The organism is Pistricoccus aurantiacus, assembly GCF_007954585.1.
In the GTDB taxonomy this organism is placed as follows: Bacteria; Pseudomonadota; Gammaproteobacteria; order Pseudomonadales; family Halomonadaceae; genus Pistricoccus; species Pistricoccus aurantiacus.
Map to the genome: position 1 here is coordinate 382,381 of NZ_CP042382.1, position 22,142 is coordinate 404,522.

The following is a 22,142-nucleotide window of genomic DNA, read 5'->3' on the forward strand; positions in this document are numbered from 1 at the left end:
AATCAGTCGACGACCCGGTCGATGACCACCTCGACGGGATCGCTGGTGGCGACACTCACGGATTCGAGCTGGCCGGCCAGATCGCCGGGCTGCGGCTGAGCCTGACCGCTCTGGGAGACTCGCACCACCAGGCGGACCTCCTTCTCCGAGGACAGTTTGCCCATGCCGCTCATCGAGCGGCTGTCGTCGAGCACCAGGGTGGTGGGCAGCTCGGAGACCTGGGTCATGGCGATGGCCAGGGGCGGCTTTTCTTCCTTGAGATCCCGAGCGACCAAAAACACCCGGGTATCCGGCGGCACCCGGTCTCGCAGCGAATCATCCAGGCTGAGACGCACGCTGAGCTCGGGCCCGGCTTCTTGAGCGGCGGCCATGCCCTCGCCGCCTTGATCAAGGCGCTGCCGGGCGACTTGTATGCCTTCTTCCAACGCCTTCTGCGCCTGGGGATCACTCATGCCCGCCATCGCCCGGCGCCAGTGCTTGATCGCCTCCTGATAGCGGCCATGATCGAAGGCTTCGATACCCAGCATGCCGAGTACCGTGGGCTGGCGGGGATCCTCCGCCAGCACCTCATCCACCAGGGTTTGCGTCTCGCTGGTCAGGGTACGATTGGCGGCGAAGAACTGCATCTGCGCCAGCTGGGCGAGCAGCTCCGGATAGCGGCCTTCGAGTTCGATCACACGTTTCAAGGCATGAATCGCTTTGTCGAACTGACCCTGATTGCGATACATCGGAAACAGGGACGACCAGACCTTGGGATTGTCCGGCTGTTTGACGGCTTCCTGCTCGAGCCGCTCGATCAGAGTCGCCAGGGAAGAGTCAGGATCCGCCATCACCTCCTGCTGGGCTAGGTACAGGGACAGATCGCCCTCGGCGCCCTGCTGCTGATACCAGAGGAGACTCCCCGCCGCCAGTGCCAGCATGATCACCGGCACCAGCCAGCGCCCGGAGACGGCGCGCTTGAGGGGCGCGCGCTTTTGCGCCTGAGTGTCTTCCAGCAGGCTGCGCTCGAGTTCCAGTCGACTCTCCTCGAAGCGCTGCTGGTCGATATCGCCCCGGCCCAGGGCGGCCTCCAGGGACGCCAGGCGACGCTGAAAGATCGCCACGTTCTGCTGGGCGGTCTGATCCTCCGCCTCGTAGGCCTGCAGGTCGTCGTGAAGTTTTCCCGCACGCCGCAGCGGTAGTATCAATAGCCACATGGCGATCAACAGCAGTATCGCCAGGCCAAGCCAGAGTAACGTCATTTGGGTTTCTTGCCCTCGATCAAAGCGTTCAGTCGCGCGCGCTCCTCCGCGGAGAGCGACTTGGCGGAAGATTGCCGGCGCAGGTGCAGGATCAGAAAGACCAGCATTGCCCCAAGCAGCACCAGCCCCGCGGGCAGCCCCCACAGCAGATAGGTGCGTCCTTCCAGACGCGGATTGTAGAGCACGTAGTCGCCGAAGCGATCCACCATGAAGTTCTGTATTTCGATATCGGAACGGTCATCGCGCAGCAGCGAAGCCACCCGCTCGCGCATGTCCTTGGCCACCGGCGAATTGGAATCATCGATGGCCTGGTTCTCGCACTTGGGGCAGCGCATGGAGGAGGTCAGCGATTCGTAGCGCTGCTGCAATACCGGGTCGTCGAAACTGTGCAGTTCAATAGCACCAAATACGCTGCCAGCACTCAATCCCAGAGCCGCCAGGAGCGAAACCCGCAAGAGGAAGATTCGCAAGAAGAAAGTGCGTGAGAAGAGGGCTCGTGAGAAAAGAGTGCCTGTCAGCGCCATTTTTCCACCTTCGGCATGATGACTTTCTCCACGTCTTCCGGCGCGATGTAGCCGGTATGGTGATAACGAATGATGCCCTCCTTATCGACAAGGAAGGTTTCCGGCGCGCCGTATACCCCCAGTTCGAAGCCCAGATCACCCTCCGGATCGAACACATTGACTTCGAAGGGATCGCCGTACTGCTCGAGGAAGCTGCGTCCCAGCTCTCGAGTATCCTTGTAGTCGACGCCTACCAGGCGAACGCCTCGATCCTCTAGCTCCAGCAGCTGGGGCATTTCCTGCTTGCAGGTGGGGCACCACTCTCCCCAGACGTTGACCAGGGTCACCTCGCCCTGCAGCAGGGATTCGTCTACTCTGACCTCGGGATCTTTCAGAGTCGATAGCTCGAAAGCGGGAAACTCCTGAGCCAGCAAAGCGCTGTCCCGATCGCTGGGATTCATGGAGAGCCCCTTGTAAAGAAGCCCCGCCAGGATCAGGAAGACCACCAGAGGCAACAGCAGCAGCAGGCGACGCTTCATGCCTTGGCCTCCCTCAGGCTAGCCGCCGCGCCGGGTGCCGCTTCACTGGATGACACCGCATTCTCGCTGACGCGCCGGCTGCGATAGCGTTTATCCGCTACCGCCAATACTCCACCCGCGGCCATCAACAGCGCCCCCAGCCACAGCCAGCGCACGAAGGGCTTGGACTGGATGCGCACCGCCCAGGAGCCGTCGCCCAGATCCTCACCCATGGCCACGTAGAGATCCCGGAACAGCCCCGGGCGCAGGGCCACCTGGGTCATGGGCATGCGCCGGGCCAGGTAAAGCCGCTTTTCCGGGTTCATCACGAAACGCAGTCGGTCGTTACGACTGACTTCAATGGTAGCGACCTCGCTTAGATAGTTGGGACCGCGCACCTCGCGCAGGTCGGTCATGGTGTAGGTATCCCCGGCGACGCTCACACTTTCCCCGGGGGAGAGGCGCACGTTGCGCTCGACGTTGTAGTTGGACACCATCACCACTCCGACGATGGTCACCGCCAGGCCGACATGCCCCAGCACCATGCCCCAGTAAGACAGCGACAGCCGCTTGAGCCCCGCGCCGACAGCGCTCGCATGGCGGGTCTTGTCGAACAGGTCGCGTACCAGCGGCAGCACGATCCACAGCGCCGTCACCAGCCCCAGGGATACCCATAGATTCCACTCGCCGCCGTAGAGAAGCGGCATCAGCAGCCCGATCACCAAGGCTGCCGCGGCGGCGATTCCCAGACGTTTGGCGAGCTCGCGTCCGGGCATCTGCTTCCAGCGAGCGACAGGCCCAAGTCCCATGAAAATGCACAGCAGCACCGTCAGCGGCACGAACAGGGCATTGAAGTAGGGAGGACCCACGCTGATCTTGCCCAGGTCCAGGGCGTCCAGCACCAGCGGATACAGCGTTCCCAGCAGCACGGTGACGGTCATGACCACCAGCAGGATATTGTTGACCAGCAGCAGAGAGTCCCGGGACAGCCAGCCGAAACCGACCGCGTGACTGACTCGCGGCGCTCGTAGTGCGAACACCAGCAGCGACAGCCCCACGGTGATACCCAGCAGCACCAGGATGAAAAGTCCGCGGGACGGGTCGTTGGCAAAGGCGTGCACGGAAGTCAGTACGCCGGAACGCACCAGGAAAGTGCCCAGCAGCGACAGGGAGAAAGTGATGATCGCCAGCAGCACGGTCCAGCTCTTGAAGGAGCCGCGCTTTTCCGTGACCGCCAGGGAATGAATCAGCGCCGTGCCGGAAAGCCAGGGCAGGAGCGAGGCGTTTTCCACCGGATCCCAGAACCACCAGCCACCCCAGCCCAGCTCGTAGTAGGCCCACCAGCTACCTAGGGCGATACCCACGGTGAGAAAGGCCCAGGCCACGTTGGTCCAAGGCCGCGCCCAGCGGGTCCAGGCGGCGTCGAGACGCCCGCCGAGCAGCGCGGCAATGGCGAAGGCGAAGACCACGGAAAAGCCCACGTAGCCCATGTAGAGCATCGGGGGATGAATGACCAGACCGAAGTCCTGCAGCAGCGGATTGAGATCCGCGCCGTCCTGGGGCACGCCGGGCAGAGTTCGCGCAAAGGGATTGGAGGTCAGCAGCACGAAGGCCAGGAATCCGGTGCTGACCAGCCCCATGATGCCAAGCACCCGGGCCATCATGTCCCTGGGCAGATTGCCGGAGAATCGACTTACCGCGAAGCCCCAGGTGCCGAGCATCAGGCTCCATAGCAGTACCGAGCCTTCATGATTGCCCCATACGGCGCTGAACTTGTAGTACCAGGGCAGCATGGAGTTGGAGTTGTCCGCCACCACCACGACGCTGAAGTCGTCGAGCATGAAGCTCGCAGTGAGGCTTAAGTAGGCCAGCACCAGAAACAGGAACTGAGCGCTGGCCATGGGTTTGGCGTAGGCCATCCATAAAGGACGACGGGTGGCGGCGCCGGCCAGGGGAATCACCGCTTGCACTGCGGCGATCAGCAGCGCAAGCACCAGGGCGAAATGGCCGAATTCGGGTAGTATCTTGGTCAGCATCTATGCCCCCGCTTATGACTTGTGCTAGTTACTGGCCTTGCTGCCTTGAACCTTGAAGTCTTCCGGCGCATAACCGGCATCCTTCAAGGCATCAGAGACTTCGCTGGGCATATAGTTCTCATCGTGCTTGGCCAGCACGTCCGTGGCTTCCAGGTTGCCCGCTTCCGTCAGCCGGCCCACCACCACCACGCCCTGCCCCTCCCGGAACAGGTCCGGCAGGATGCCGCTATAATGCACCGGCAGTTCTTCCACGTAGTCGGTAATCACGAATTCCACGTCCAGACTTTCCGGGTTACGGGCGACGCTGCCTTCCTTGACCATGCCGCCGGCACGAATGCTGCGATCCAGAGGTGCCTCTCCCGCCGCCACCTGAATCGGGCTGAAGAACAGGTTGATATTGCTGCGCAGGGCATAGAGGGTCAGACCCACCGCGATGGCGGCCAGGCTGACCAGCCCCAGGATCACAAAAAGTCGTTGCTTGCGTTTTGGATTCATTGCTCGTCGTTCCTCCCGACGTGTCGCGCGTCTCGACGCTCTCGGCGCTCGAGTTCACGCAGCAGGTGGCGCCGTTCCTGACGGGCCAGAAGCACGCTGCCCAGCAGCAGCGCGGCGGTTATTCCCCAGGCGGACCACACGTAGGGCGCATGTCCTCCCATGTGCAAGAAAGCGGCGAAGGAGTCGAAGGCCATCATCGCGCTCCTCTCGTCAGTTCCCGCACCCAGTGCTTGGTGGACTCCCGTCGCAGGATTTCGCTGCGGGTACGCATCAAGGTCAGAGCGACGAAGAAGCAGTAGAAGCCCAGCACCATGATGACCAGCGGCCACCACATGTCCGCCGGCATCGCCGGGCGCGAAGTGATGGTAAAGGAAGCGGGCTGATGCAGGGTATACCACCAGTCCACGGAATACTTGATGATCGGAATATTGATGACGCCGACCATGGCCAGCACCGACGCTGCCCGGGAACCGCTATCCCGGCTGGCAAAGGCGCCGCGCAGGGCGATCACCCCGGCGTACAGGAACAGCAGGATCAGCATCGACGTCAGCCGGGCATCCCAGATCCACCAGGTCCCCCAGGTGGGCATGCCCCAGACGGCGCCGGAAAACAGCGCCACGAAGGTCATGGCGGCACCGATCGGTGCCATCACCTTCGCCGCCATGTCGGCGATCTTGATCTTCCAAACCATGAAGATGACCGCGGCAATCGCCATGGAAATGAAGATCGACTGGGCGAGAAAGGCCGCGGGCACGTGCACATAGATGATGCGAAAACTGTTGCCCTGCTGGTAGTCCGCCGGCGCGTAGGCCAACCCCCAGACGCTACCCGATACGATCAACAGCACCGCCAGCGCCCAGAACCAGGGCTGCAGTCTGGCGCTGATGGCATAGAACCATTTGGGAGATCCGAGTTTGTGAAAAAAGGTCCACATAGACGCTTTCGCCCATAACGTGTTTCAAAACCGTATTTAAAAAAGCCTGCTTTTAAAAAGCGGTGCCTGGACGCTCAAACGTCGAGTCGCCCGCCGCTGCCATTCGTGCTTTAGCTATTCTCGTCTACTGGCGATCAAGGTCGTTGACGTGGATCAACCATTGATGCTGATTCGCAGCGATGCGGCGATGGCCCAGGGCGCCAGCATCAGCGCCAAGGACAGCAGGGCGCCGAGTATGGCCAGATGAGCCCCTGCTCCGTCGCCCAATAACGTTGCTTGCACGGCTCCGGCGCCGAAGATCAGCACCGGGATATAAAGCGGCAGTACCAGCAGCGATAATAACACGCCGCCGCGGCTCAGCCCCACGGTCAGGGCCGCGCCGATCGCCCCGATCAGGCTCAGGCTGGCGGTACCCAGCACAAGCGATAGCGACAGAACGGCGAACCCCTGAACCGGAAGCCCCAGCATCAGTCCCAGCAGCGGCGCCATCAACGCCAGCGGCAGCCCGGTCATCAGCCAGTGCACCGCCACCTTGGCCAGCACCAGCGCCGCCAATGGCTGGGGCGCCAGCAGCAGTTGCTCAAGACAGCCATCTTCCAGATCGATCCGAAAAAGCGAATCCAGTGAAAGCAGCGTCGCCAGCAGCGCCGCGACCCATAAAAGTCCCGGGGCGATAGTCGCCAACTGCCGGCTTTCCGGCGAAATCCCCAAGGGGAACAGGGTGATGACCAGGGCGAAAAATACCAGCGGATTCATCAGGTCGCTGCGCCGACGCAGCAGCAAGGTCGCGTCCCGCCGGAAGGTCGCAAGCCATGCGACCCCGAGACCGCCACGAGGTTCATCGAAGGTCTTGAGCATCCGGCTATTCGTGATGGACATGACGTTCCCCGGAGGCGCCGGGCCCCAGCGCAATAGACTTGATTCTTCCCAAGGGTGCCAGATCGTGATGGGTGGTCAACAGCACGCTGCCGCCGCGCTTGACCTGGGCCAGCAGCCGCTGCTCCAGAGCAGCGACCCCGTGACGGTCGATGGCGGTGAAGGGCTCGTCCAGCACCCACAGCGGACGCTCGATCAGCGCCAGCCGCGCCAGGGCGATACGCCGCTGCTGGCCTGCGGAGAGCTGCGCCGCGGGGACGTCCTCGAAGCCCGCCAGGCCGACCTCTTCCAACACCTTGAAACGCCGGGCCTCACTGCTTTTTTCCCCTACCAGCGCTTGGTACCAGGCGAGGTTCTCCAGAGCGGTCAAACCGGCCTTGACCCCGGGGGTGTGGCCCATGTAAAGAAGGTTGGCGAGAAACAGCCCCCGAGCTCGACGCATCGGCTGTTCGTTCCAGAAAATCTCGCCCTCGTAATCTCCCAGTTGACCGCAAAGAATCTTCAGAAGCGTGGTCTTGCCGCTGCCGTTCGGTCCTTCGACACGCACCAGATCGCCGCTTCCGACATTCAGATCGAGACCTTCGAACAGGTACCGTCCGTCGCGCTCGCAACTCAAGTTTCGTGCTGTCAGGCGGAAGCTCACGATAGGGCCTAGTCTCCTGGGGGATCTTGATCCGCCGGCACTCTACACGGAAAGCCCTGTCACCGCCAGTTCCGCGGCGCGGCGCCGGGTCGCAGCGAAACAGTACCGCCATCGCCGGGCGAACGCTGTTGATAAATCTGCTTGTCAGGCGATGCCGCTTTGCTATGATGATTCAAGAGTACTGTAGAAAAATACAGCATTCATCAAATAATGCGATAATGAATGCTGAAACAAGTCAGGGGAAACACTCATGCTGAATGCCGCACCGCACTATCTCCAGCGTCTTCCCAACCTGCCCATGGCCCAGGCCTGGCGGACCATCGCTCCAGAAGCACTGATCGAAGTGCCGTTATTGGGCCAGGTCTCCGCCGGCCTGCCCATCGAGGCATGCCCGGGGACGGATTACATTCGAGCCCCGGCGCGCATGGTGCGGCGCAATACCTATGCGCTCCAGGTCTGCGGAGATTCGATGATAGACTGCCAGATTCACGATGGAGACGTGATCATCATCGAGCGTCAGGAAAGCGCCGAGAACGGTGAAACCGCCGTGGTAATGATCAACGATCGGGAGGTCACCTTGAAGAAGCTGTATATCGACAGAGACGGCGTGCGCCTGCAGCCGGCCAACGACGCCATGGCGCCCATCTATCTGAAAAATGCCGACGTGCGGGTGCTGGGACTGGTCATGGGCGTGGTTCGCCAGCCGGATCGCCTCAACTGATGTCCTATCCGATTCCGGATCTGGCTAGCGGAACGGTGCATCACGCCGAGTTCGAGGTGGAAAAAAGCCGTTTTATCGCCTGGGTAGGACACACGCCCAGTCCCGAGCATTTCAGCACCCTGCTGGAGGCCGCCCGCCAGGCGCACCCCGGCGCCAGCCATCACTGCACCGCCTTTATCGCCGGCGCCCCGGGAGAACAGAACGCCATCGGCTTCTCCGACGACGGCGAACCCGGCGGCACCGCGGGGCGTCCTATGTTTCAGGTACTCGAAGGCGCCGGCCTGGGTCAACTGGGCTGCGTGGTGATCCGCTATTTCGGCGGCATCAAGCTGGGCACCGGCGGCCTGGCCCGCGCCTACTCGAAAGCCGTCAGCCTGGCCCTGGAAACCCTGCCGACCCGCACCTTTACTCCCCGCAAACCGCTAACGCTGAAACTCGACTTCGCTGGGGAAGCGGAGGCCAGAAGCTGGCTGGCCGGCCAGGATATTCCCATCGAGCAGGCGGACTACGGCGCGGATGGCGTCACTCTCACCGTGGGCTGGCCGGAAGACGAACCCGTCGAACTCGGTGAACTGGAAAGCCGGCTCAAGGGCCGGCTCCAAATCCTTGCCTCAGCTCAAGGTTCTAGCCCAGGTATTTGATCATCACCCCTGCCGCCACGGCGGAGCCGATCACCCCTGCCACGTTGGGCCCCATGGCGTGCATCAGCAGGAAGTTGTGCGGGTTGTACTCCAGGCCGATCTTGTTGGAGACCCGGGCCGCCATGGGCACCGCGGAAACCCCGGCGGAGCCGATCAGCGGGTTGACCGGGGTCTTGCTCAACACATTCATCAGCTTGGCCATCAATACGCCGCAGGCGGTACCGATGCCGAAGGCGACGATCCCCAGTCCCAGGATGCCCAGGGTTTCCAGCGCCAGGAAGCGATCCGCCACCAGCTTGGACCCCACGGAAAGCCCCAGGAAGATCGTGACGATATTGATCAAGGCGTTCTGGGAAGTATCCGAGAGCCGCTCCACCACGCCGCATTCCCGCATCAAGTTGCCGAAGCAGAACATGCCCAGCAGCGGCGCCGCGTCCGGCAGGAACAGCACTACCAGAATCAGCAGCACCAGCGGGAAGCAGATCTTCTCCAGCCGCGGCACCGGCCGTAGCTGGGTCATCACGATCTGGCGCTCCTTGGCGGTGGTCAGGGCGCGCATGATCGGCGGCTGAATTAGCGGCACCAGGGCCATGTAGGAATAGGAAGCCACGGCGATGGCCCCCAGCAGTTCCGGCGCCAGCAGGCTCGAGACGTAGATCGAGGTCGGCCCGTCCGCCCCGCCGATGATACCGATGGCGGCGGCCTGCTTGAGAGAGAAGTCCATCCAGCCCAAGGAAGAGAAGCCCACCGCGCCGAGCAGGGTGGCAAAAATACCGAACTGGGCCGCCGCCCCCAGGAAGAGGGTACGCGGGTTGGCCAGCAGCGGGCCGAAGTCGGTCATCGCACCGACGCCCATGAAGATCACCAGCGGCGCGATCCCCGTCGCGATGGACACCCGATAGAACTGATAGAGCACGCCGTGATTGAAGCCGGCCTCCATGGCCGCATTGTTGGCGGCGGTAATCAGCCCTGGAGACGCATCACCGTGCAGCGCCTGGGTGATCACCTGACGCCAGGCTTCCAGATCAGCCCCGGTGGGCAATCGCAAATCCAGCGCGGCCGCCAGTTGCTGCAGGACCTCGGGGCGGGCCAGATGGGCGGCCTGTTCCGCCGCGGAAAGCGCCAGCCCCGCCTCGGGAATGTTGGCGAGAATGCCGCCGAAACCAATCGGCACCAGCAGCAGCGGCTCGAACTTCTTGTGGATGGCCAGATACAGCAGCAGCAGGCCGACGAGGATCATCACCGCCTGCCCAAGCCCCATGTTGTAGAGCCCGGAGCCGTACCAGAGGGTCAGCAGTTTATCCATGGAAGGTTCCTTAAAGCCGAATCAGCGGATCGCCGACGGCAACGCTGTCGCCTTCCTTGACCACGACCTCGGAGACGGTACCGGCGCTGGCGGAACGCACCTCGGTTTCCATCTTCATGGCCTCGAGAATGATCACCACATCGCCTTCCGCCACCTGATCGCCAGACCTGACGTTGACCTTGAAGATATTGCCCGCCAAGGGCGCATCGATCGATTCACCGCTGGACGCCTGGGGGGAAGCGGCGGCGGGCGCCGCTTCCTGGGAGCCCTTATCCTGGGCCTTCACTTCGCCCAGCTCGCCGCCTTCCGCCACCTCGACCACATACTGCTTGCCGTTGACGGTGAGGGTATAGGTTTCCGGGCCCGAAGGCGCCTTCCTTGCCTGCGACTCCGCCTCGGCGGGCAATTGTGCTTCCTGCCGGGTTTCGACCTGGGGCGCCGGCTCGAAGGCATCAGGGTTGTCGCGATTCTTCAGGAACTTGAGACCGATCTGCGGGAACAACGCATAGGTCAGCACATCGTCGATTTCTCGCTCACCCTCTTCCAGGCGAATCCCCTCTTCCTTGGCCTTGACCTTGAGTTCCTCTTTCAAGCGATCCATCTCCGGCTCGAGAAGATTCGCGGGCCTTTCGGTAATCGGTTCGCCGCCCTCCAGCACTCGCTGCTGCAACTCTCGGTTGAACGGCGCCGGCGCGGCGCCGTATTCCCCCTTGAGCAGCGCCTGAACTTCCTTGGAAATCGACTTGTAGCGCTCTCCCATCATCACGTTCATTACCGCTTGAGTGCCGACGATCTGAGAGGTCGGGGTGACCAGCGGAATGAAGCCAAGATCCTCCCGCACCTTGGGAATCTCGGTCAGCACATCGTCGAGCTTGTCTCCGGCGCCCTGCTCCTTGAGCTGGCCTTCCATGTTGGTGAGCATGCCGCCGGGTACCTGGGCGACCAGGATGCGCGAATCGATGCCCTTCAGCGAGCCTTCGAAGGCCGCGTACTTCTTGCGTACCTCCCGGAAGTAGGCGGCGATGTCCTCGAGCAGTTCCAGATCCAGCCCGGTATCCCGATCCGTCCCCCGCAGGATCGCCACCACGGATTCCGTGGGGCTGTGGCCGTAGGTCATGGACATGGAAGAAATCGACGTATCCACATTGTCGATGCCCGCCTCCACCGCCTTGAGAATCGTAGCGGTGGACATGCCGGTGGTGGCATGACACTGCATGTGAATGGGAATATTCAGGCTGGCCTTGAGCTTGGTGACCAGCTCAAAGGCGGTATAAGGTGTCAGCAGTCCCGCCATGTCCTTGATGGCCAGGGAATCCGCGCCCATGTCGGCGATGGACTTGGCCAGGGACACCCAACTGTCGACGGTATGCACCGGGCTCACGGTATAGGAGATCGTGCCCTGGGCGTGACCCTGGTTGGCGCGCACCGCCTGGATCGGCCGCTCCAGGTTGCGCGGATCGTTCATGGCGTCGAAGACCCTGAAAACGTCCACCCCGTTGGTCCTGGCGCGCTCGACGAATCGGTCCACCACGTCATCCGCGTAGTGGCGATAGCCCAGCAGATTCTGCGCTCGCAGCAGCATCTGCTGCGGCGTATTGGGCATGGCCTCCTTCAGAGCGCGGATGCGCGCCCAGGGATCCTCGCCGAGATAGCGAATGCAGGCGTCGAAGGTCGCCCCGCCCCAGGACTCCAGGGACCAGAATCCTACTCGATCGAGCTTGTCGGCGATGGGCAGCATGTCTTCCAGGCGCAGGCGCGTCGCGAACAGCGACTGGTGCGCATCTCGCAGCACCACGTCGGTAATGCCCAAAGGGCGTTTGGTCTCGCTCTTCTCGGATACAAGGACCTGATCTTTCTTTTTGCGAAACAGGGACATGACGATTTGTCCTTTTGTTCTAAACGGGGAAAAAGTAACGAGACCGTCAGGACGACGAGACGTCTGAACCACGCCGACGATACCGATGAATGGCCACGCCGATGGCGGCCAGTACCGCATCGTCATCCTCGGCCTTACCCTTCTGGCCGGTACTCGGCCCAGGCTTGGCGGGCACCGGCACCAGACGCTTCACGACCCGGGACATGAGACTTGTAGCGACCACCAGAATCGTCAGAAAGATGAAGACGAAGCCCATGCCGAAGGCCATCAGCATCAGACCTTCCTGTAACAGTGATGAATTCTGCATAACCCCTTTCCTCCTCCCTCGGCGACGGTACAATTCGCACTCGTTTTTCTTGACAGATCCCAGGCACGGGTCGTCACCGCAACGGAGTCAGCCGAATCGGTATGGCCGAAAAAACCGTCAACACGCTACTACACCCCGGTCGCATCGGCCTAGCCCCCATGGAGGGGGTCATCGATGCCCATACCCGCACCCTGCTGACGGATACGCCGGGCTTCGACTGGACGGTCACCGAGTTCGTGAGAGTCACCGATACCCGCCTGCCCGCCCGGGTCTTTCGCAGGCATTGCCCGGAACTCGGTGCCGCGAGCGTCACCCCCAGCGGTATTCCCGTCCACCTACAGCTACTCGGTTCCGATCCGAAAACCCTGGCGGCCAACGCACGTCAGGCCTGCGAGCTGGGCGCCATCGGCCTCGATCTGAATTTTGGCTGCCCCGCCAAGACCGTCAATCGTCATGACGGGGGCGCTTCACTGCTGCGTGACCCCAGGCGAGTCGAGGCGGCGGTCGCCGCCGTCGCCGGCGCCGTCTCCCATGCCATCCCGGTGACCGCCAAGATACGCCTGGGCTTTGCTCACCGTCGTCAGGCGCTGGACTGCGCCAAGGCCGCTCAGAACGGCGGCGCCCAGGCTCTGGTCGTGCACGCCCGAACCCGAAACGAAGGGTATCGCCCGCCGGCCCACTGGGAGTGGATCGGCCGCATCCGCCGACACCTGACCATTCCGGTCATCGCCAACGGCGATATCTGGACCCTGGAAAATTACTGGAAGGCGCGCAGCCTTTCCGGTTGCAAGGACGTCATGCTGGGGCGCGGTGCCCTGGCGGACCCTTGGCTTGCCCGACGCATTCGCGGCTGGCAGCAGGCCGAGACTCTCCTTGGCCCTACCCCCTGGACTGTTCGGGCGGACATCCTGCAACGCTATGCTGCGGCGCAACGTAACATACTTCCGCCCCGGGTCGTAGTTTCCTTGCTGAAACAATGGTTGAACCTGATGCGCGCCCGGGACACCGAGGCCGCCAAACGCTTTCAGGCGCTGCGTCGCTGTGTCGATCTCGACGATTTTCTCGAAGGCCTGACGATGCCCTGCCGGTCGGCGGTCGAAGCACCGGCTCACGAGAACGCCTGACGAAAAAGGCGATAGGCTTCCTGCGCCTGCGTCAATGCCGTGGCAGCGAAATAGACTTTTTCACCGGGCTGGCACTGGGCGAGTCGCGCGCAGGCGAGCGGCGTCAGAGTGCCCAGACGCGGATAGCCGCCGATGGTCTGGCGGTCGTTGAGCAGCACGATGGGCTGGCCGTCCGGCGGTACCTGGACCGCTCCCAAAGCAATTCCCTCGGAAATCATCCGCTGATGTCGACACCGCAACGCCGGCCCGGTCAGTCTGACGCCCATGCGATCCGCTCGCGTGTCCACCTGCCAGGCATGATTGAATGCTCTAAACAGGCTGCCACCGGTGAAATCCGCGATCTGCGCGCCGGGGATCAGCGGAAGGATCGCCGGCTGGCGATAATCGAGACGCTGATCCACGGGCACGGCTCGTGTTTTCTCGGCTCTGGACTGCTCCGTCAGGGAAAACGTCAACCGTTCGTTCTCTGCCAGGGCCCGCCCCTGGCCATCATGGCCTCCTAGACCCTCTCGGACGACGCAGGAAAGACTCCCCAGCACCGGCTCGCCCTGAAAGCCGCCGGGCACCGCGAGGTAGGCCCGCACGCCGCTTGTCGGAGAACCGAAGACTAGCTGCTCACCCTTGGACAAGGTAAACGCCTGCCAGGGTGTCAGCGGCCTGTCGTCGACTCGAGCCTGCAGATCTGCGCCGCCCAGGGCCAGTCGGGTATCCTGCTCCGCGACTAACGTAAGTCCGCCTAGAACAACCTCCAGCGCCGCCGCATCCCAACGATTGCCGATTAAATGATTAGTCCAGGCAAAGGCGTGCAGATCCGCCGCGCCGCCCTGGGTCATCCCCAGGCGTCGGCTCCCGAAGCGCCCTACGTCTTGTAGCGTGGCTAGCGGGCCGGCTTTTTCCACCCGCAGGGCACCCAGCGTCGCCGAGCTCATGACTGACTTTCCTCGCCTGACGAGACGGGTGTGGTATCGCCGCCCAGGCGCTCGAACTCTTGCCGATCGATGGCCTTGAAACGCACGCGATCGCCTACCCGCAGCAGGCTGAAACCCTCGCGATTTCTGTCGAACAGTACCGCCGGCGTACGGCCGATCAGGTTCCAGCCCCCCGGGGAAACTCGGGGGTAGGCGGAGGTCTGGCGCCCTGCCACCGCCACGCTGCCGGCGGGCACTCGCTGCCGCGGCGTCTTCAGCCGCGGCAGTTCCAGGCGCTTATCCAGGGAGCCCATGAAAACAAAACCCGGCGCGAAGCCCAGGGCGAAAACGCAATACTCGTGTTCACCGTGAGTTTGAATCACTGCGGCACGATCCAGCCCACTGGCGCGCTCGAGTCGCGAGAGTTCCGGCCCCACGCTGTCGTCGTACCACACCGGCAGCTCCTTGACCTCACTATCGATCGCGTCATTATCCGGCTGAAGATTCGCCAGAATATCCGTCAATAAAAATCGTGCGTTTCCTGCATCCAATCGCAAGGGATCGTAATGCACCAGTAGCGTGGTATAGGACGGCACCAGATCGATCAGGGCCTCGCCGAAGGCCTGCTCGCAGCGCCGGCTCAGCGCGGTCAGCCAAGGCATATTGGCCTCGTCGATGGCATCGAAGAGCCGTACCAGCCAGGCGTCGACCCCGGCATTTTCCAATCGGGGCAAGCTCACGAGCCCGCCTCGAGAGCGTCAAGCGCTTGGCGGATGGCTTCGATTGCCGCGATGGACTCGGGATTGTCGCCGTGCACGCACAGGGTATCCGCCTTGAGCACCAGCTCGCTTCCATCGCTGGCGACAAGCGGCTGGCCAAGCGCGATGCGCCGCGCCTGATCGACGATCATCTCTGCCCCCTGATGCACGGCGCCGGCTTCACGGCGGTTGACCAGCCGTCCATCGGCGTCGTAGGCACGATCGGCGAAGGCCTCGAACCAGAGGGTCACCCTCTGAGCGGCGGCCAGTTCTTGCGCCGGCCCCGGGTCTCGTGTCGCCATGACCATCAGCGGCAGATCGGCATCAAAAGCGACTACCGCACGCATCACCGCCTCGAGTCGGTCATGATCAATCATCATGTCGTTGTATAGCGCTCCATGCGGCTTGACGTAACCCAATCGCGCGCCTTCCGCCCGGCACATCGCCGCCAAGGCGCCGATCTGATAAAGCACCAGATTCTCGATTTCCTCGCCGGAACAGGCCATGGAACGCCGCCCGAACCCGACCAGGTCCGGATAGCTAGGATGGGCACCAACGACGACGCCATGGATGGCCGCCAAGCGAACGGTAGCGCGCATGGTATCTTGATCCGACGCATGAAAGCCGCAGGCAACGTTGGCGAGATCCACATAAGGCATGACCTTATCGTCGAGCCCCATTTTCCAAGGCCCGAAGCTCTCGCCCATGTCCGCGTTGAGTCTCAATCGAGCCATGGCGCCGCCTCCTGTGTTCAAGGGAAACCTTTTTGCCAACTTATCGATAAATCGTCTTGGATATTATCAAGCAGATATGACTACCGTTGACGATCGATTATGCCGCTGTCTAAGTTTGCTCCCATTGTTGTCACCTAATCTATACTCGATTAAACCATGTACGCGAAGCCGGCAATGATCGCGAAACACCTTAACAACAGGGGAACGTCCATGTCAGCCAATAGACTCATTGCTCTAGCTCTGACTGCCGCAGGGCTGGCGACCGCTTTGAACGCTACAGCCAAGGCCGCTACCGAGTGGGACATGCCGACGCCATACGGTGATCGCACCTTTCATACCGTTAACATTCGCGAGTTCGCCGACGACGTGCGCGAGAAAACCGATGGTGAACTTGACATTACCGTGCATGCCAACGGCTCGTTGATCGCCCATCCGGAAATCAAGAACTCCGTGCGTCGCGGCATCGTGCCCATCGGTGAGATGATCATGTCGCGCCTGGCCAACGAGAACGCCATCTTCGAGGTGGATTCCGTACCTTATCTCGCCTCGAGCTACGAGGAGGCTCGAACGCTGTGGAATGCTTCCAGGGACGTCATCGCCGAGGAGCTCGCCAAGCAGCGGCTGCGCCTGCTGTTCACCGTTCCCTGGCCGCCTCAGGGTATCTATACCCAAGAAAAAGTCGAAGCCCTCGACGACTTGGAAAACCTCAAGATGCGCGCCTACAACAAGTCCAGCGAGCGGCTGGCGCAGCTTGCCGGCGCTGTGCCCACCCAGATCGAAGTACCGGACATCCCTACGGCTTTCAGCACCGGGCGCGTGGATGCCATGGTCACCTCTCCGGCCACCGGCGCCGACACCAAGGCCTGGGACTATCTGGATAATTTCAATCATGCCCAGCTGTGGCTGCCCAAGAATATGGTCATCGTCAGCGAACGCGCCTTTGGCCGCCTGGACGACGAAACACAGCAGGCCGTACTGGATGCAGCAAAAGAAGCGCAAGAACGAGGCTGGAAAATGAGCCGCCAGGAAACCGAGGAGGCGCTACAGGAACTGCGCGACAACGGCATTACCGTCAGCGAGCCCAGCGAGCAATTGGCCGCCTCCCTCGATGAGATCGGCAGCACCATGACCGACGAATGGCTGGAGCGCGCTGGCGACCAAGGCGAACGCATTCTCGAGCGGTATCGCGAGTTGCAACAGTGAGCCATGATCGATGACCGGCACCGGAGACGCCCGGCAGGCAGGTATCCACTTTCGCCTCAGATCGCTCTATAACCTGGGCGGCTACGCGGCGGCGATCTGCCTGGGCGTGATCTGCGCCATGATCGCCGTCCAGGTAGTCGGTCGTCTGCTCGACAGGCTTGCCGCGATGCTGAACATCCAAGCTCTCAATCTGACGATCCCCGGACTCGCCGAAATTTCGGGTTTTCTTTTGGTCGGCGCGAGCTTTTTGGGACTGGCTTACACCTTCGTTCACGGCGGGCATATCCGCGTGACCCTGGTGATCGGACAACTGCCACCCCGGGTGCGCGTCTTCGTCGAGCTGTGGTGTCTGAGTATCGCTTTAGGTCTATGCGGGTATCTTGCTTGGTATACGGGCATATTGATGCTCGACAGCATCGAATTCGGCGAGGTGTCCTACGGCATGGTACCGGTACCGCTGTGGATTCCTCAGAGCGCCATGCTGATCGGGGTTCTGCTGCTGGCTTTAGCACTGCTCGAGGCCTGGATCTCCACCGCCCTGATCGCCGTCACCCGACCCGACGAGTTCCATATCGACGACGCCGGTGCCGAAGCGCAGCAACTCGAAGAGTAACGAGGAATGACGAAGGCAATCGTTTCATGTTGACGCTTGTTCTGGTGTTGCTTGTCGCCTTGCTCATCCTGCTGGGCAGCGGTGTCTGGGTGGCGTTCTCGTTGATGGGGCTGGGCTGGATCGGCATCAGTCAGTTCACCTCGATTCCCGCCGGCGACATCATGGCCTCGGACATCTGGAGCGCCAGCTACAGCTGGGAACTGACCGCCCTGCCGATGTTCATCTGGATGGGGGAGCTCCTGTTTCGCTCGCGTCTCGCCGAGGACATGTTCTCCGGACTCGCGCCGTGGATGACGCGCATTCCCGGACGTTTGTTGCACACCAACGTGATCGGCTGCGGACTGTTCGCCGCGGTTTCCGGCTCTTCGGCGGCGACCTGCGCCACCATGGGCAAGATGGCGATCCCCGAGCTGGCCCGCCGAGGCTACGACGAACGTCTGGTGCTCGGCACCCTGGCCGGATCCGCCACCCTGGGTCTACTGATACCGCCGTCGATCATTCTGATCGTCTACGCCGTGGCCACGGATCAATCCATCGCGCGGCTGTTCATCGCCGGCATCCTGCCCGGCGTACTGCTGATCTCGCTGTTCGCCGGTTATCTGATGCTGTGGTCCTGGCGCTTTCCGGATCGTATTCCCGCCGCGGATGAACACACCTCACTGGGCGAAAAGTTTCGCCGCTCACGTCGCCTGATTCCGCTGCTGGGATTGATCGTCGGTGTGATCGGCTCGATCTACGCCGGGCTTGCCTCACCCACCGAGGCCGCCGCCGTGGGTGTGGTGCTGTCGCTGCTGCTGGCGCGCTGGCAAGGCGTCATGCAATGGAGCACCTTCGTCGAGGCGACCATGGGGGCGGTGCGCACTTCTACCATGATCGCTTTCATTCTCGCCGGGGCATCGTTTCTGACTGCTGCCATGGGCTTCACAGGGCTGCCCAGCGACCTGGCCACCTGGATCGCCTCCTTGAACCTCTCGCCCTATATGCTGCTGATGGCACTGACCGTGTTCTTCATTCTGCTGGGCTGTTTCCTGGACGGCATCTCCGTGGTGGTACTGACCACTTCGATCCTGCTGCCCATGGTCGAGGCCGCCGGCATCGATCTGATCTGGTTCGGCATCTATCTGGTGATCGTGGTGGAAATGTCTCAGATCACTCCGCCGGTGGGCTTCAACCTCTTCGTACTACAGGGCCTGACCGGAAAGAACATCCTGCGCATCGCCCAGGCCGCCCTGCCGTTTTTCTTCCTCATGGGACTGGGGGTCGTTCTCATCACGCTGTTTCCGCAGATCGCGACCTATCTGCCAGAAGCCATGGGAAATCGCTGATGGAGATCATCTGTATTAGCCTGCTCAGGTCGCGGCTTCGCTAAAAATGTCTCGTCATGGCCAATGCTTCTAGCAACAGCGCTGGCGCTTGATCGCGGACCAATCCGACTCGGGGCCCCTGCGGCCATGTCGTCCTCGATACGGAGCAGGTTGGGGAGAGGTCCAGCCGCTAAGAAGATCGTCATCCACCGCATAAACCTCGACTCCCAAGGGATGACAGGTTTCCAGTGGGTCGCGTGCGTTCGGTCCCCAGAGATCCACGGAGAGATCTCCGCCCGGACAGCAGGACAGGGCGCACAGCAGATCGATCTCGGCAAAGAACTCCAGATAGTCGCCCTTGCGTGCCGGGCAGGCCTTCATGAAGTACTGATCGTCCTCATTGAGCCCGGTGCATTGAAAGATATTCAAGACGTCATGGACATCGAATTCGGTCAGCCCCCAAGGCTCGATGGCTCTCACCAGATTCGAGTGGCAGTGAAAATCGAAGTCTTCTCCGGTGAGCAGCGTATTGACGTAGGGATCACAGCGCGTGCCCAGCAGATCGTGAACCCGCCCTCCGTCATCATCGACGCCATAGTCCGCCAGGGAGTCGTCGATGATCGTCACCATGGGACGTAGATAAGGCAGGCTCGACCACAGCCGATCATAGGTACTGACATGAGCGCTTTGCAGCTGGCGAGTGCGGGAGGCCCACAGGCGTTCACGAGGGTTGTGCAGACTCCATAGATTGAAGTCTCCCACCTGAGCGCCCTCGATGATCTTTATTCGGAAGACATGCCCCGCCGGCACCTCCCAGGCCAGGCCGTCTCGCATCGGAACGGTATGAGTTGTCACCAGCCGTCGCTCTGTCTGGGCGACGGTCAGACTATCGTAAAATGCCCGATCCACGTCGAGAATCGAGCCTCGGGTAGCTTGATAGGCAGCGGGCATTTTCGACATGATGACTTCCTCGAACAAGGTGACGAACATCAACGAATCTTGAACCGAGTCTTGCGCTGATGCAGTAAAAAAACATAAAAAAAGCGCCGATCCACGAAGGGATGGCGCTATAAACGACCAACAACCGATTGGCAGGCGATTCCAGCCTGTATTCTCGGCATGGCTAGCACTATCAGACAAGGAGAGAATCCGATATTGCAAACACGAAACCCGCCTTTCTCGAAGACGGATAAAAACTGGCGCGCCCGAGAGGATTCGAACCTCTGACCCCCTGATTCGTAGTCAGGTACTCTATCCAGCTGAGCTACGGGCGCTGAGTCAAACTAGAATACGGTCGAACTCGAAGACACGGTCAAACCGAAAACTGTTTCAGACGGGATCAAGAACAAGGTGGCGCGCCCGAGAGGATTCGAACCTCTGACCCCCTGATTCGTAGTCAGGTACTCTATCCAGCTGAGCTACGGGCGCGTGTTGACTTGTGCTTACTCGAAATGACGTCATGATGTGCCGATGTGATCGGTGCTAAAAAATATGGCGGAGAGGGAGGGATTCGAACCCTCGATGGGGCTATAAACCCCATACTCCCTTAGCAGGGGAGCGCCTTCAGCCACTCGGCCACCTCTCCCTTCATCAACACGGCGCGTATGGTAGCGTTTTGGAAGAAACTTGTCCAATGCCCGAGGCAATTTTTTGCACTCCCGTCAGATGGCATCCGCCGCCGCGGGCGCATCGACTCGGGCATGGGTCGGTGCAAGCGATCGAAGCGCCCAGGATCAATCGATGGGCTCCTCGCCACTATCGGTTTTTTCGCGCTGAATTCGCTGGTAAATCTCTTCACGATGGACCGCGACATCCTTGGGAGCGTTGACACCGATTCTTACCTGGTTTCCCTTCACACCCAATACTGTGACGGTAACTTCATCGCCGACCATCAAGGTTTCTCCGACACGGCGGGTCAAGATGAGCATTGCTGATCTCCTTCTCAGACTTATGGCATCCAAAGCATACGGACCCGAAACGATACGCTGTTCAATTATTATATTGCGCTGTTATCGGACACATAGATTAACATCCAACGTATCCGAACGTATCGTCAATGAAAGCTTGAACCAAGGTTCATTTCTTCCTTCTAGACTAGCCTAGAAGGCAAGCGCGCATTGGCAAGCATTCATTCACGCTCGATATCGTCCTTGTCGAGGCCAAAAGCAGTATGCAGGGCGCGAACCGCAAGTTCCATATGCTTTTCGTCGATGACCACGGATATCTTGATTTCCGACGTGGACACCATACGGATATTGATATTTTCCTTGGCCAACACCTGAAACATCTTGGAGGCGACCCCGGCGTGGGAGCGCATGCCGACCCCTACCAGCGATACCTTGGCGATGTTGTCGTCGCCGCGCACCTCACCCTCGCCGAGATCCGGCAGCACCTGCTCCTTGAGAATGTTGAGCGTCTGTTTGTAATCTCCCTTAGCCACGGTAAAGGTGAAATCGGTGTAATTGCCCGCCGGCGCCACGTTCTGCACGATCATATCGACTTCGATATTGGCTTCCGCGATGGGCGTCAGAATACGTGAGGCCACGCCGGGCACGTCCGGCGTATTGAGCAGAGTCAGCTTGGCTTCATTGGCGGTAAAGGCGATGCCTGCAATCAGCGGTTCTTCCATGGAGTCCTCGTCATTGTTGGTGTCAGCGATAATCAGCGTACCCGGGCCTTCTTCGAAGCTGGACAGCACGCGCAGGGGGACATTGTATTTACCGGCGAACTCCACGGCACGAATCTGCAGTACCTTGGAACCGAGACTGGCGAGTTCGAGCATCTCCTCGACGGTGATCGTCTCCAGGCGTCGCGCCTTGGAGCAGACCCGTGGATCCGTGGTGTAGACACCGTCCACATCGGTATAGATCTGACACTCGTCGGCGCCCAGCGCGGCTGCCAGGGCCACCCCGGTGGTGTCGGAACCGCCCCGCCCCAGGGTGGTGATATTGCCTTCCTCGTCGACCCCCTGGAAACCGGCGACTACCACGACCTGGCCTTCATTGAGGTCCGCGCGTATGTCCTCGGTCTCGATACCCTGAATACGCGCCTTGGTGTGGGCACTGTCGGTACGGATACCCACCTGGGCACCTGTATAGGAGGTCGCCGGCACCTTGAGCTTGTGCAGCGCCATGGCCAGCAGGGAAATCGTCACCTGCTCGCCGGTGGACACCAGCATGTCCATTTCCCGTGGGGTAGGTTCGTCGTTGATCTGGCTCGCCAGGTCGATAAGCCGATTGGTCTCGCCGCTCATCGCCGAGACCACCACCACTACCTGATGACCGTTGTCGCGATCGCGTTTGACTTTCTCCGCGACGGCCTTGATGCGCTCCACCGAGCCCACCGAAGTGCCACCGAACTTCTGTACGAATAGCGCCATATAAGATTGCCCTGATTCGAGT

Annotated in this window: 24 protein-coding genes and 3 tRNA genes; 6 read left to right on the forward strand and 21 right to left on the reverse strand. The window is 61.3% G+C overall.

The features are described from left to right. Positions 1-2: 2 nt before the first annotated feature. The 9 genes from ccmI to ccmA all read right to left on the reverse strand — a co-directional run bounded on the left by ccmI (position 3) and on the right by ccmA (position 7,246). Positions 3-1,241: a c-type cytochrome biogenesis protein CcmI gene (gene ccmI / locus FGL86_RS01770; RefSeq protein WP_147182995.1), complete on the reverse strand. Its 1,239-nt coding sequence runs from the start codon at positions 1,239-1,241 to the stop codon at positions 3-5. Further along, positions 1,238-1,705: a cytochrome c-type biogenesis protein gene (locus FGL86_RS01775; RefSeq protein WP_147186044.1), complete on the reverse strand. Its 468-nt coding sequence runs from the start codon at positions 1,703-1,705 to the stop codon at positions 1,238-1,240. The genes ccmI and FGL86_RS01775 overlap by 4 nt, the downstream gene beginning before the upstream one ends. Before the next feature lie 50 nt (positions 1,706-1,755). Next, positions 1,756-2,283: a DsbE family thiol:disulfide interchange protein gene (locus tag FGL86_RS01780; protein WP_147182996.1), complete on the reverse strand. Its 528-nt coding sequence runs from the start codon at positions 2,281-2,283 to the stop codon at positions 1,756-1,758. After that, positions 2,280-4,298 (reverse strand): heme lyase CcmF/NrfE family subunit, encoded by a 2,019-nt coding sequence (locus tag FGL86_RS01785; protein WP_147182997.1) that lies wholly within the window; start codon positions 4,296-4,298, stop codon positions 2,280-2,282. The genes FGL86_RS01780 and FGL86_RS01785 overlap by 4 nt, the downstream gene beginning before the upstream one ends. 24 nt (positions 4,299-4,322) lie before the next feature. Further along, positions 4,323-4,793 (reverse strand): cytochrome c maturation protein CcmE, encoded by a 471-nt coding sequence (gene ccmE / locus FGL86_RS01790; protein ID WP_147182998.1) that lies wholly within the window; start codon positions 4,791-4,793, stop codon positions 4,323-4,325. Then, positions 4,790-4,990 carry a heme exporter protein CcmD gene (gene ccmD / locus FGL86_RS01795; RefSeq protein ID WP_342780065.1) on the reverse strand — a complete coding sequence of 67 codons (201 nt, stop codon included), beginning with the start codon at positions 4,988-4,990 and terminating at the stop codon, positions 4,790-4,792. The genes ccmE and ccmD overlap by 4 nt, the downstream gene beginning before the upstream one ends. After that, positions 4,987-5,727, reverse strand: coding sequence for a heme ABC transporter permease (locus FGL86_RS01800; RefSeq protein WP_147182999.1), 741 nt, complete (start codon positions 5,725-5,727; stop codon positions 4,987-4,989). The genes ccmD and FGL86_RS01800 overlap by 4 nt, the downstream gene beginning before the upstream one ends. A gap of 153 nt (positions 5,728-5,880) precedes the next feature. Continuing rightward, on the reverse strand, positions 5,881-6,606 hold the full coding sequence (gene ccmB, locus FGL86_RS01805; protein ID WP_147183000.1) for a heme exporter protein CcmB: 726 nt from the start codon (positions 6,604-6,606) through the stop codon (positions 5,881-5,883). Beyond that, positions 6,590-7,246: a cytochrome c biogenesis heme-transporting ATPase CcmA gene (gene ccmA / locus FGL86_RS01810; RefSeq protein ID WP_147183001.1), complete on the reverse strand. Its 657-nt coding sequence runs from the start codon at positions 7,244-7,246 to the stop codon at positions 6,590-6,592. The genes ccmB and ccmA overlap by 17 nt, the downstream gene beginning before the upstream one ends. Positions 7,247-7,496: 250 nt before the next feature. Between ccmA and FGL86_RS01815 the strand changes: the two genes are divergently transcribed. Further along, positions 7,497-7,967 (forward strand): LexA family protein, encoded by a 471-nt coding sequence (locus FGL86_RS01815; RefSeq protein ID WP_147183002.1) that lies wholly within the window; start codon positions 7,497-7,499, stop codon positions 7,965-7,967. Then, a complete protein-coding gene (locus FGL86_RS01820; protein WP_147183003.1) occupies positions 7,967-8,608 on the forward strand; it encodes an IMPACT family protein in 642 nt (213 codons plus the stop codon). The genes FGL86_RS01815 and FGL86_RS01820 overlap by 1 nt, the downstream gene beginning before the upstream one ends. Here FGL86_RS01820 and FGL86_RS01825 read toward each other — a convergent pair. Genes FGL86_RS01825 through FGL86_RS01835 form a run of 3 tightly spaced genes read right to left on the reverse strand, consistent with a single transcriptional unit; the run spans position 8,592 to position 12,097 of the window. Further along, positions 8,592-9,914 (reverse strand): sodium ion-translocating decarboxylase subunit beta, encoded by a 1,323-nt coding sequence (locus FGL86_RS01825; protein WP_147183004.1) that lies wholly within the window; start codon positions 9,912-9,914, stop codon positions 8,592-8,594. The genes FGL86_RS01820 and FGL86_RS01825 overlap by 17 nt on opposite strands. Positions 9,915-9,924: 10 nt before the next feature. Continuing rightward, complete coding sequence (gene oadA / locus FGL86_RS01830) at positions 9,925-11,790, reverse strand: sodium-extruding oxaloacetate decarboxylase subunit alpha (protein ID WP_147183005.1); 1,866 nt, start codon at positions 11,788-11,790, stop codon at positions 9,925-9,927. A 46-nt stretch (positions 11,791-11,836) separates the two neighbouring features. Continuing rightward, positions 11,837-12,097, reverse strand: coding sequence for an OadG family protein (locus FGL86_RS01835; RefSeq protein WP_147183006.1), 261 nt, complete (start codon positions 12,095-12,097; stop codon positions 11,837-11,839). Positions 12,098-12,198: 101 nt separating this feature from the next. Here FGL86_RS01835 and FGL86_RS01840 point away from each other — a divergent pair, with 101 nt between their 5' ends. Then, positions 12,199-13,221 carry a tRNA dihydrouridine synthase gene (locus FGL86_RS01840; protein ID WP_425468306.1) on the forward strand — a complete coding sequence of 341 codons (1,023 nt, stop codon included), beginning with the start codon at positions 12,199-12,201 and terminating at the stop codon, positions 13,219-13,221. On the opposite strand, the gene FGL86_RS01845 is transcribed toward FGL86_RS01840, so the two are convergent. From FGL86_RS01845 to FGL86_RS01855, 3 genes are read right to left on the reverse strand one after another with little or no spacing between them, the layout of a single operon-like run. After that, positions 13,206-14,150: a 5-oxoprolinase subunit C family protein gene (locus FGL86_RS01845; protein ID WP_147183007.1), complete on the reverse strand. Its 945-nt coding sequence runs from the start codon at positions 14,148-14,150 to the stop codon at positions 13,206-13,208. The genes FGL86_RS01840 and FGL86_RS01845 overlap by 16 nt on opposite strands. Next, entirely contained in the window at positions 14,147-14,869 is a 723-nt protein-coding gene (gene pxpB / locus FGL86_RS01850) for a 5-oxoprolinase subunit PxpB (RefSeq protein WP_147183008.1), read from the reverse strand. Before pxpB ends, FGL86_RS01845 begins: the two co-directional genes overlap by 4 nt. After that, positions 14,866-15,621, reverse strand: coding sequence for a 5-oxoprolinase subunit PxpA (locus tag FGL86_RS01855; RefSeq protein ID WP_147183009.1), 756 nt, complete (start codon positions 15,619-15,621; stop codon positions 14,866-14,868). Before FGL86_RS01855 ends, pxpB begins: the two co-directional genes overlap by 4 nt. 210 nt (positions 15,622-15,831) lie before the next feature. Between FGL86_RS01855 and FGL86_RS01860 the strand changes: the two genes are divergently transcribed. The 3 genes from FGL86_RS01860 to FGL86_RS01870 are packed head-to-tail and all read left to right on the forward strand — an operon-like array spanning position 15,832 to position 18,762. Next, a complete protein-coding gene (locus FGL86_RS01860; protein ID WP_246131707.1) occupies positions 15,832-16,824 on the forward strand; it encodes a TRAP transporter substrate-binding protein in 993 nt (330 codons plus the stop codon). A 10-nt stretch (positions 16,825-16,834) separates the two neighbouring features. Then, positions 16,835-17,437 (forward strand): TRAP transporter small permease, encoded by a 603-nt coding sequence (locus tag FGL86_RS01865; protein ID WP_246131708.1) that lies wholly within the window; start codon positions 16,835-16,837, stop codon positions 17,435-17,437. A gap of 26 nt (positions 17,438-17,463) precedes the next feature. Continuing rightward, positions 17,464-18,762, forward strand: coding sequence for a TRAP transporter large permease (locus tag FGL86_RS01870; RefSeq protein WP_147183011.1), 1,299 nt, complete (start codon positions 17,464-17,466; stop codon positions 18,760-18,762). A 69-nt stretch (positions 18,763-18,831) separates the two neighbouring features. Here FGL86_RS01870 and FGL86_RS01875 read toward each other — a convergent pair whose 3' ends face one another. From FGL86_RS01875 to FGL86_RS01900, 6 genes are all read right to left on the reverse strand, one after another. Continuing rightward, entirely contained in the window at positions 18,832-19,701 is an 870-nt protein-coding gene (locus tag FGL86_RS01875) for an urea carboxylase-associated family protein (RefSeq protein ID WP_147183012.1), read from the reverse strand. Between the two features lie 237 nt (positions 19,702-19,938). Next, positions 19,939-20,015 (reverse strand) — tRNA-Arg (locus FGL86_RS01880). A gap of 77 nt (positions 20,016-20,092) precedes the next feature. Continuing rightward, positions 20,093-20,169: transfer RNA gene (locus FGL86_RS01885), tRNA-Arg, on the reverse strand. 64 nt (positions 20,170-20,233) lie between these two features. Continuing rightward, a tRNA-Ser gene (locus FGL86_RS01890) sits at positions 20,234-20,326 on the reverse strand. 148 nt (positions 20,327-20,474) lie between these two features. Next, positions 20,475-20,669, reverse strand: coding sequence for a carbon storage regulator CsrA (csrA, locus tag FGL86_RS01895; protein WP_147183013.1), 195 nt, complete (start codon positions 20,667-20,669; stop codon positions 20,475-20,477). 200 nt (positions 20,670-20,869) lie between these two features. After that, complete coding sequence (locus FGL86_RS01900; protein WP_147183014.1) at positions 20,870-22,120, reverse strand: aspartate kinase; 1,251 nt, start codon at positions 22,118-22,120, stop codon at positions 20,870-20,872. Between the last annotated feature and the right edge of the window lie 22 nt (positions 22,121-22,142).

Bases quoted from the DNA above. Each gene is read 5' to 3' on its own strand.
- ccmI (WP_147182995.1), bottom strand. From the start codon at position 1,241: ATGACGTTACTCTGGCTTGGCCTGGCGATACTGCTGTTGATCGCCATG.
- FGL86_RS01780 (WP_147182996.1), bottom strand. From the start codon at position 2,283: ATGAAGCGTCGCCTGCTGCTGCTGTTGCCTCTGGTGGTCTTCCTGATC.
- FGL86_RS01785 (WP_147182997.1), bottom strand. From the start codon at position 4,298: ATGCTGACCAAGATACTACCCGAATTCGGCCATTTCGCCCTGGTGCTT.
- ccmE (WP_147182998.1), bottom strand. From the start codon at position 4,793: ATGAATCCAAAACGCAAGCAACGACTTTTTGTGATCCTGGGGCTGGTC.
- ccmD (WP_342780065.1), bottom strand. From the start codon at position 4,990: ATGATGGCCTTCGACTCCTTCGCCGCTTTCTTGCACATGGGAGGACAT.
- FGL86_RS01800 (WP_147182999.1), bottom strand. From the start codon at position 5,727: ATGTGGACCTTTTTTCACAAACTCGGATCTCCCAAATGGTTCTATGCC.
- ccmB (WP_147183000.1), bottom strand. From the start codon at position 6,606: ATGTCCATCACGAATAGCCGGATGCTCAAGACCTTCGATGAACCTCGT.
- FGL86_RS01815 (WP_147183002.1), top strand. From the start codon at position 7,497: ATGCTGAATGCCGCACCGCACTATCTCCAGCGTCTTCCCAACCTGCCC.
- FGL86_RS01820 (WP_147183003.1), top strand. From the start codon at position 7,967: ATGTCCTATCCGATTCCGGATCTGGCTAGCGGAACGGTGCATCACGCC.
- FGL86_RS01825 (WP_147183004.1), bottom strand. From the start codon at position 9,914: ATGGATAAACTGCTGACCCTCTGGTACGGCTCCGGGCTCTACAACATG.
- oadA (WP_147183005.1), bottom strand. From the start codon at position 11,790: ATGTCCCTGTTTCGCAAAAAGAAAGATCAGGTCCTTGTATCCGAGAAG.
- FGL86_RS01835 (WP_147183006.1), bottom strand. From the start codon at position 12,097: ATGCAGAATTCATCACTGTTACAGGAAGGTCTGATGCTGATGGCCTTC.
- FGL86_RS01840 (WP_425468306.1), top strand. From the start codon at position 12,199: ATGGCCGAAAAAACCGTCAACACGCTACTACACCCCGGTCGCATCGGC.
- FGL86_RS01845 (WP_147183007.1), bottom strand. From the start codon at position 14,150: ATGAGCTCGGCGACGCTGGGTGCCCTGCGGGTGGAAAAAGCCGGCCCG.
- FGL86_RS01855 (WP_147183009.1), bottom strand. From the start codon at position 15,621: ATGGCTCGATTGAGACTCAACGCGGACATGGGCGAGAGCTTCGGGCCT.
- FGL86_RS01860 (WP_246131707.1), top strand. From the start codon at position 15,832: ATGTCAGCCAATAGACTCATTGCTCTAGCTCTGACTGCCGCAGGGCTG.
- FGL86_RS01865 (WP_246131708.1), top strand. From the start codon at position 16,835: ATGACCGGCACCGGAGACGCCCGGCAGGCAGGTATCCACTTTCGCCTC.
- FGL86_RS01870 (WP_147183011.1), top strand. From the start codon at position 17,464: ATGTTGACGCTTGTTCTGGTGTTGCTTGTCGCCTTGCTCATCCTGCTG.
- FGL86_RS01875 (WP_147183012.1), bottom strand. From the start codon at position 19,701: ATGTCGAAAATGCCCGCTGCCTATCAAGCTACCCGAGGCTCGATTCTC.
- csrA (WP_147183013.1), bottom strand. From the start codon at position 20,669: ATGCTCATCTTGACCCGCCGTGTCGGAGAAACCTTGATGGTCGGCGAT.
- FGL86_RS01900 (WP_147183014.1), bottom strand. From the start codon at position 22,120: ATGGCGCTATTCGTACAGAAGTTCGGTGGCACTTCGGTGGGCTCGGTG.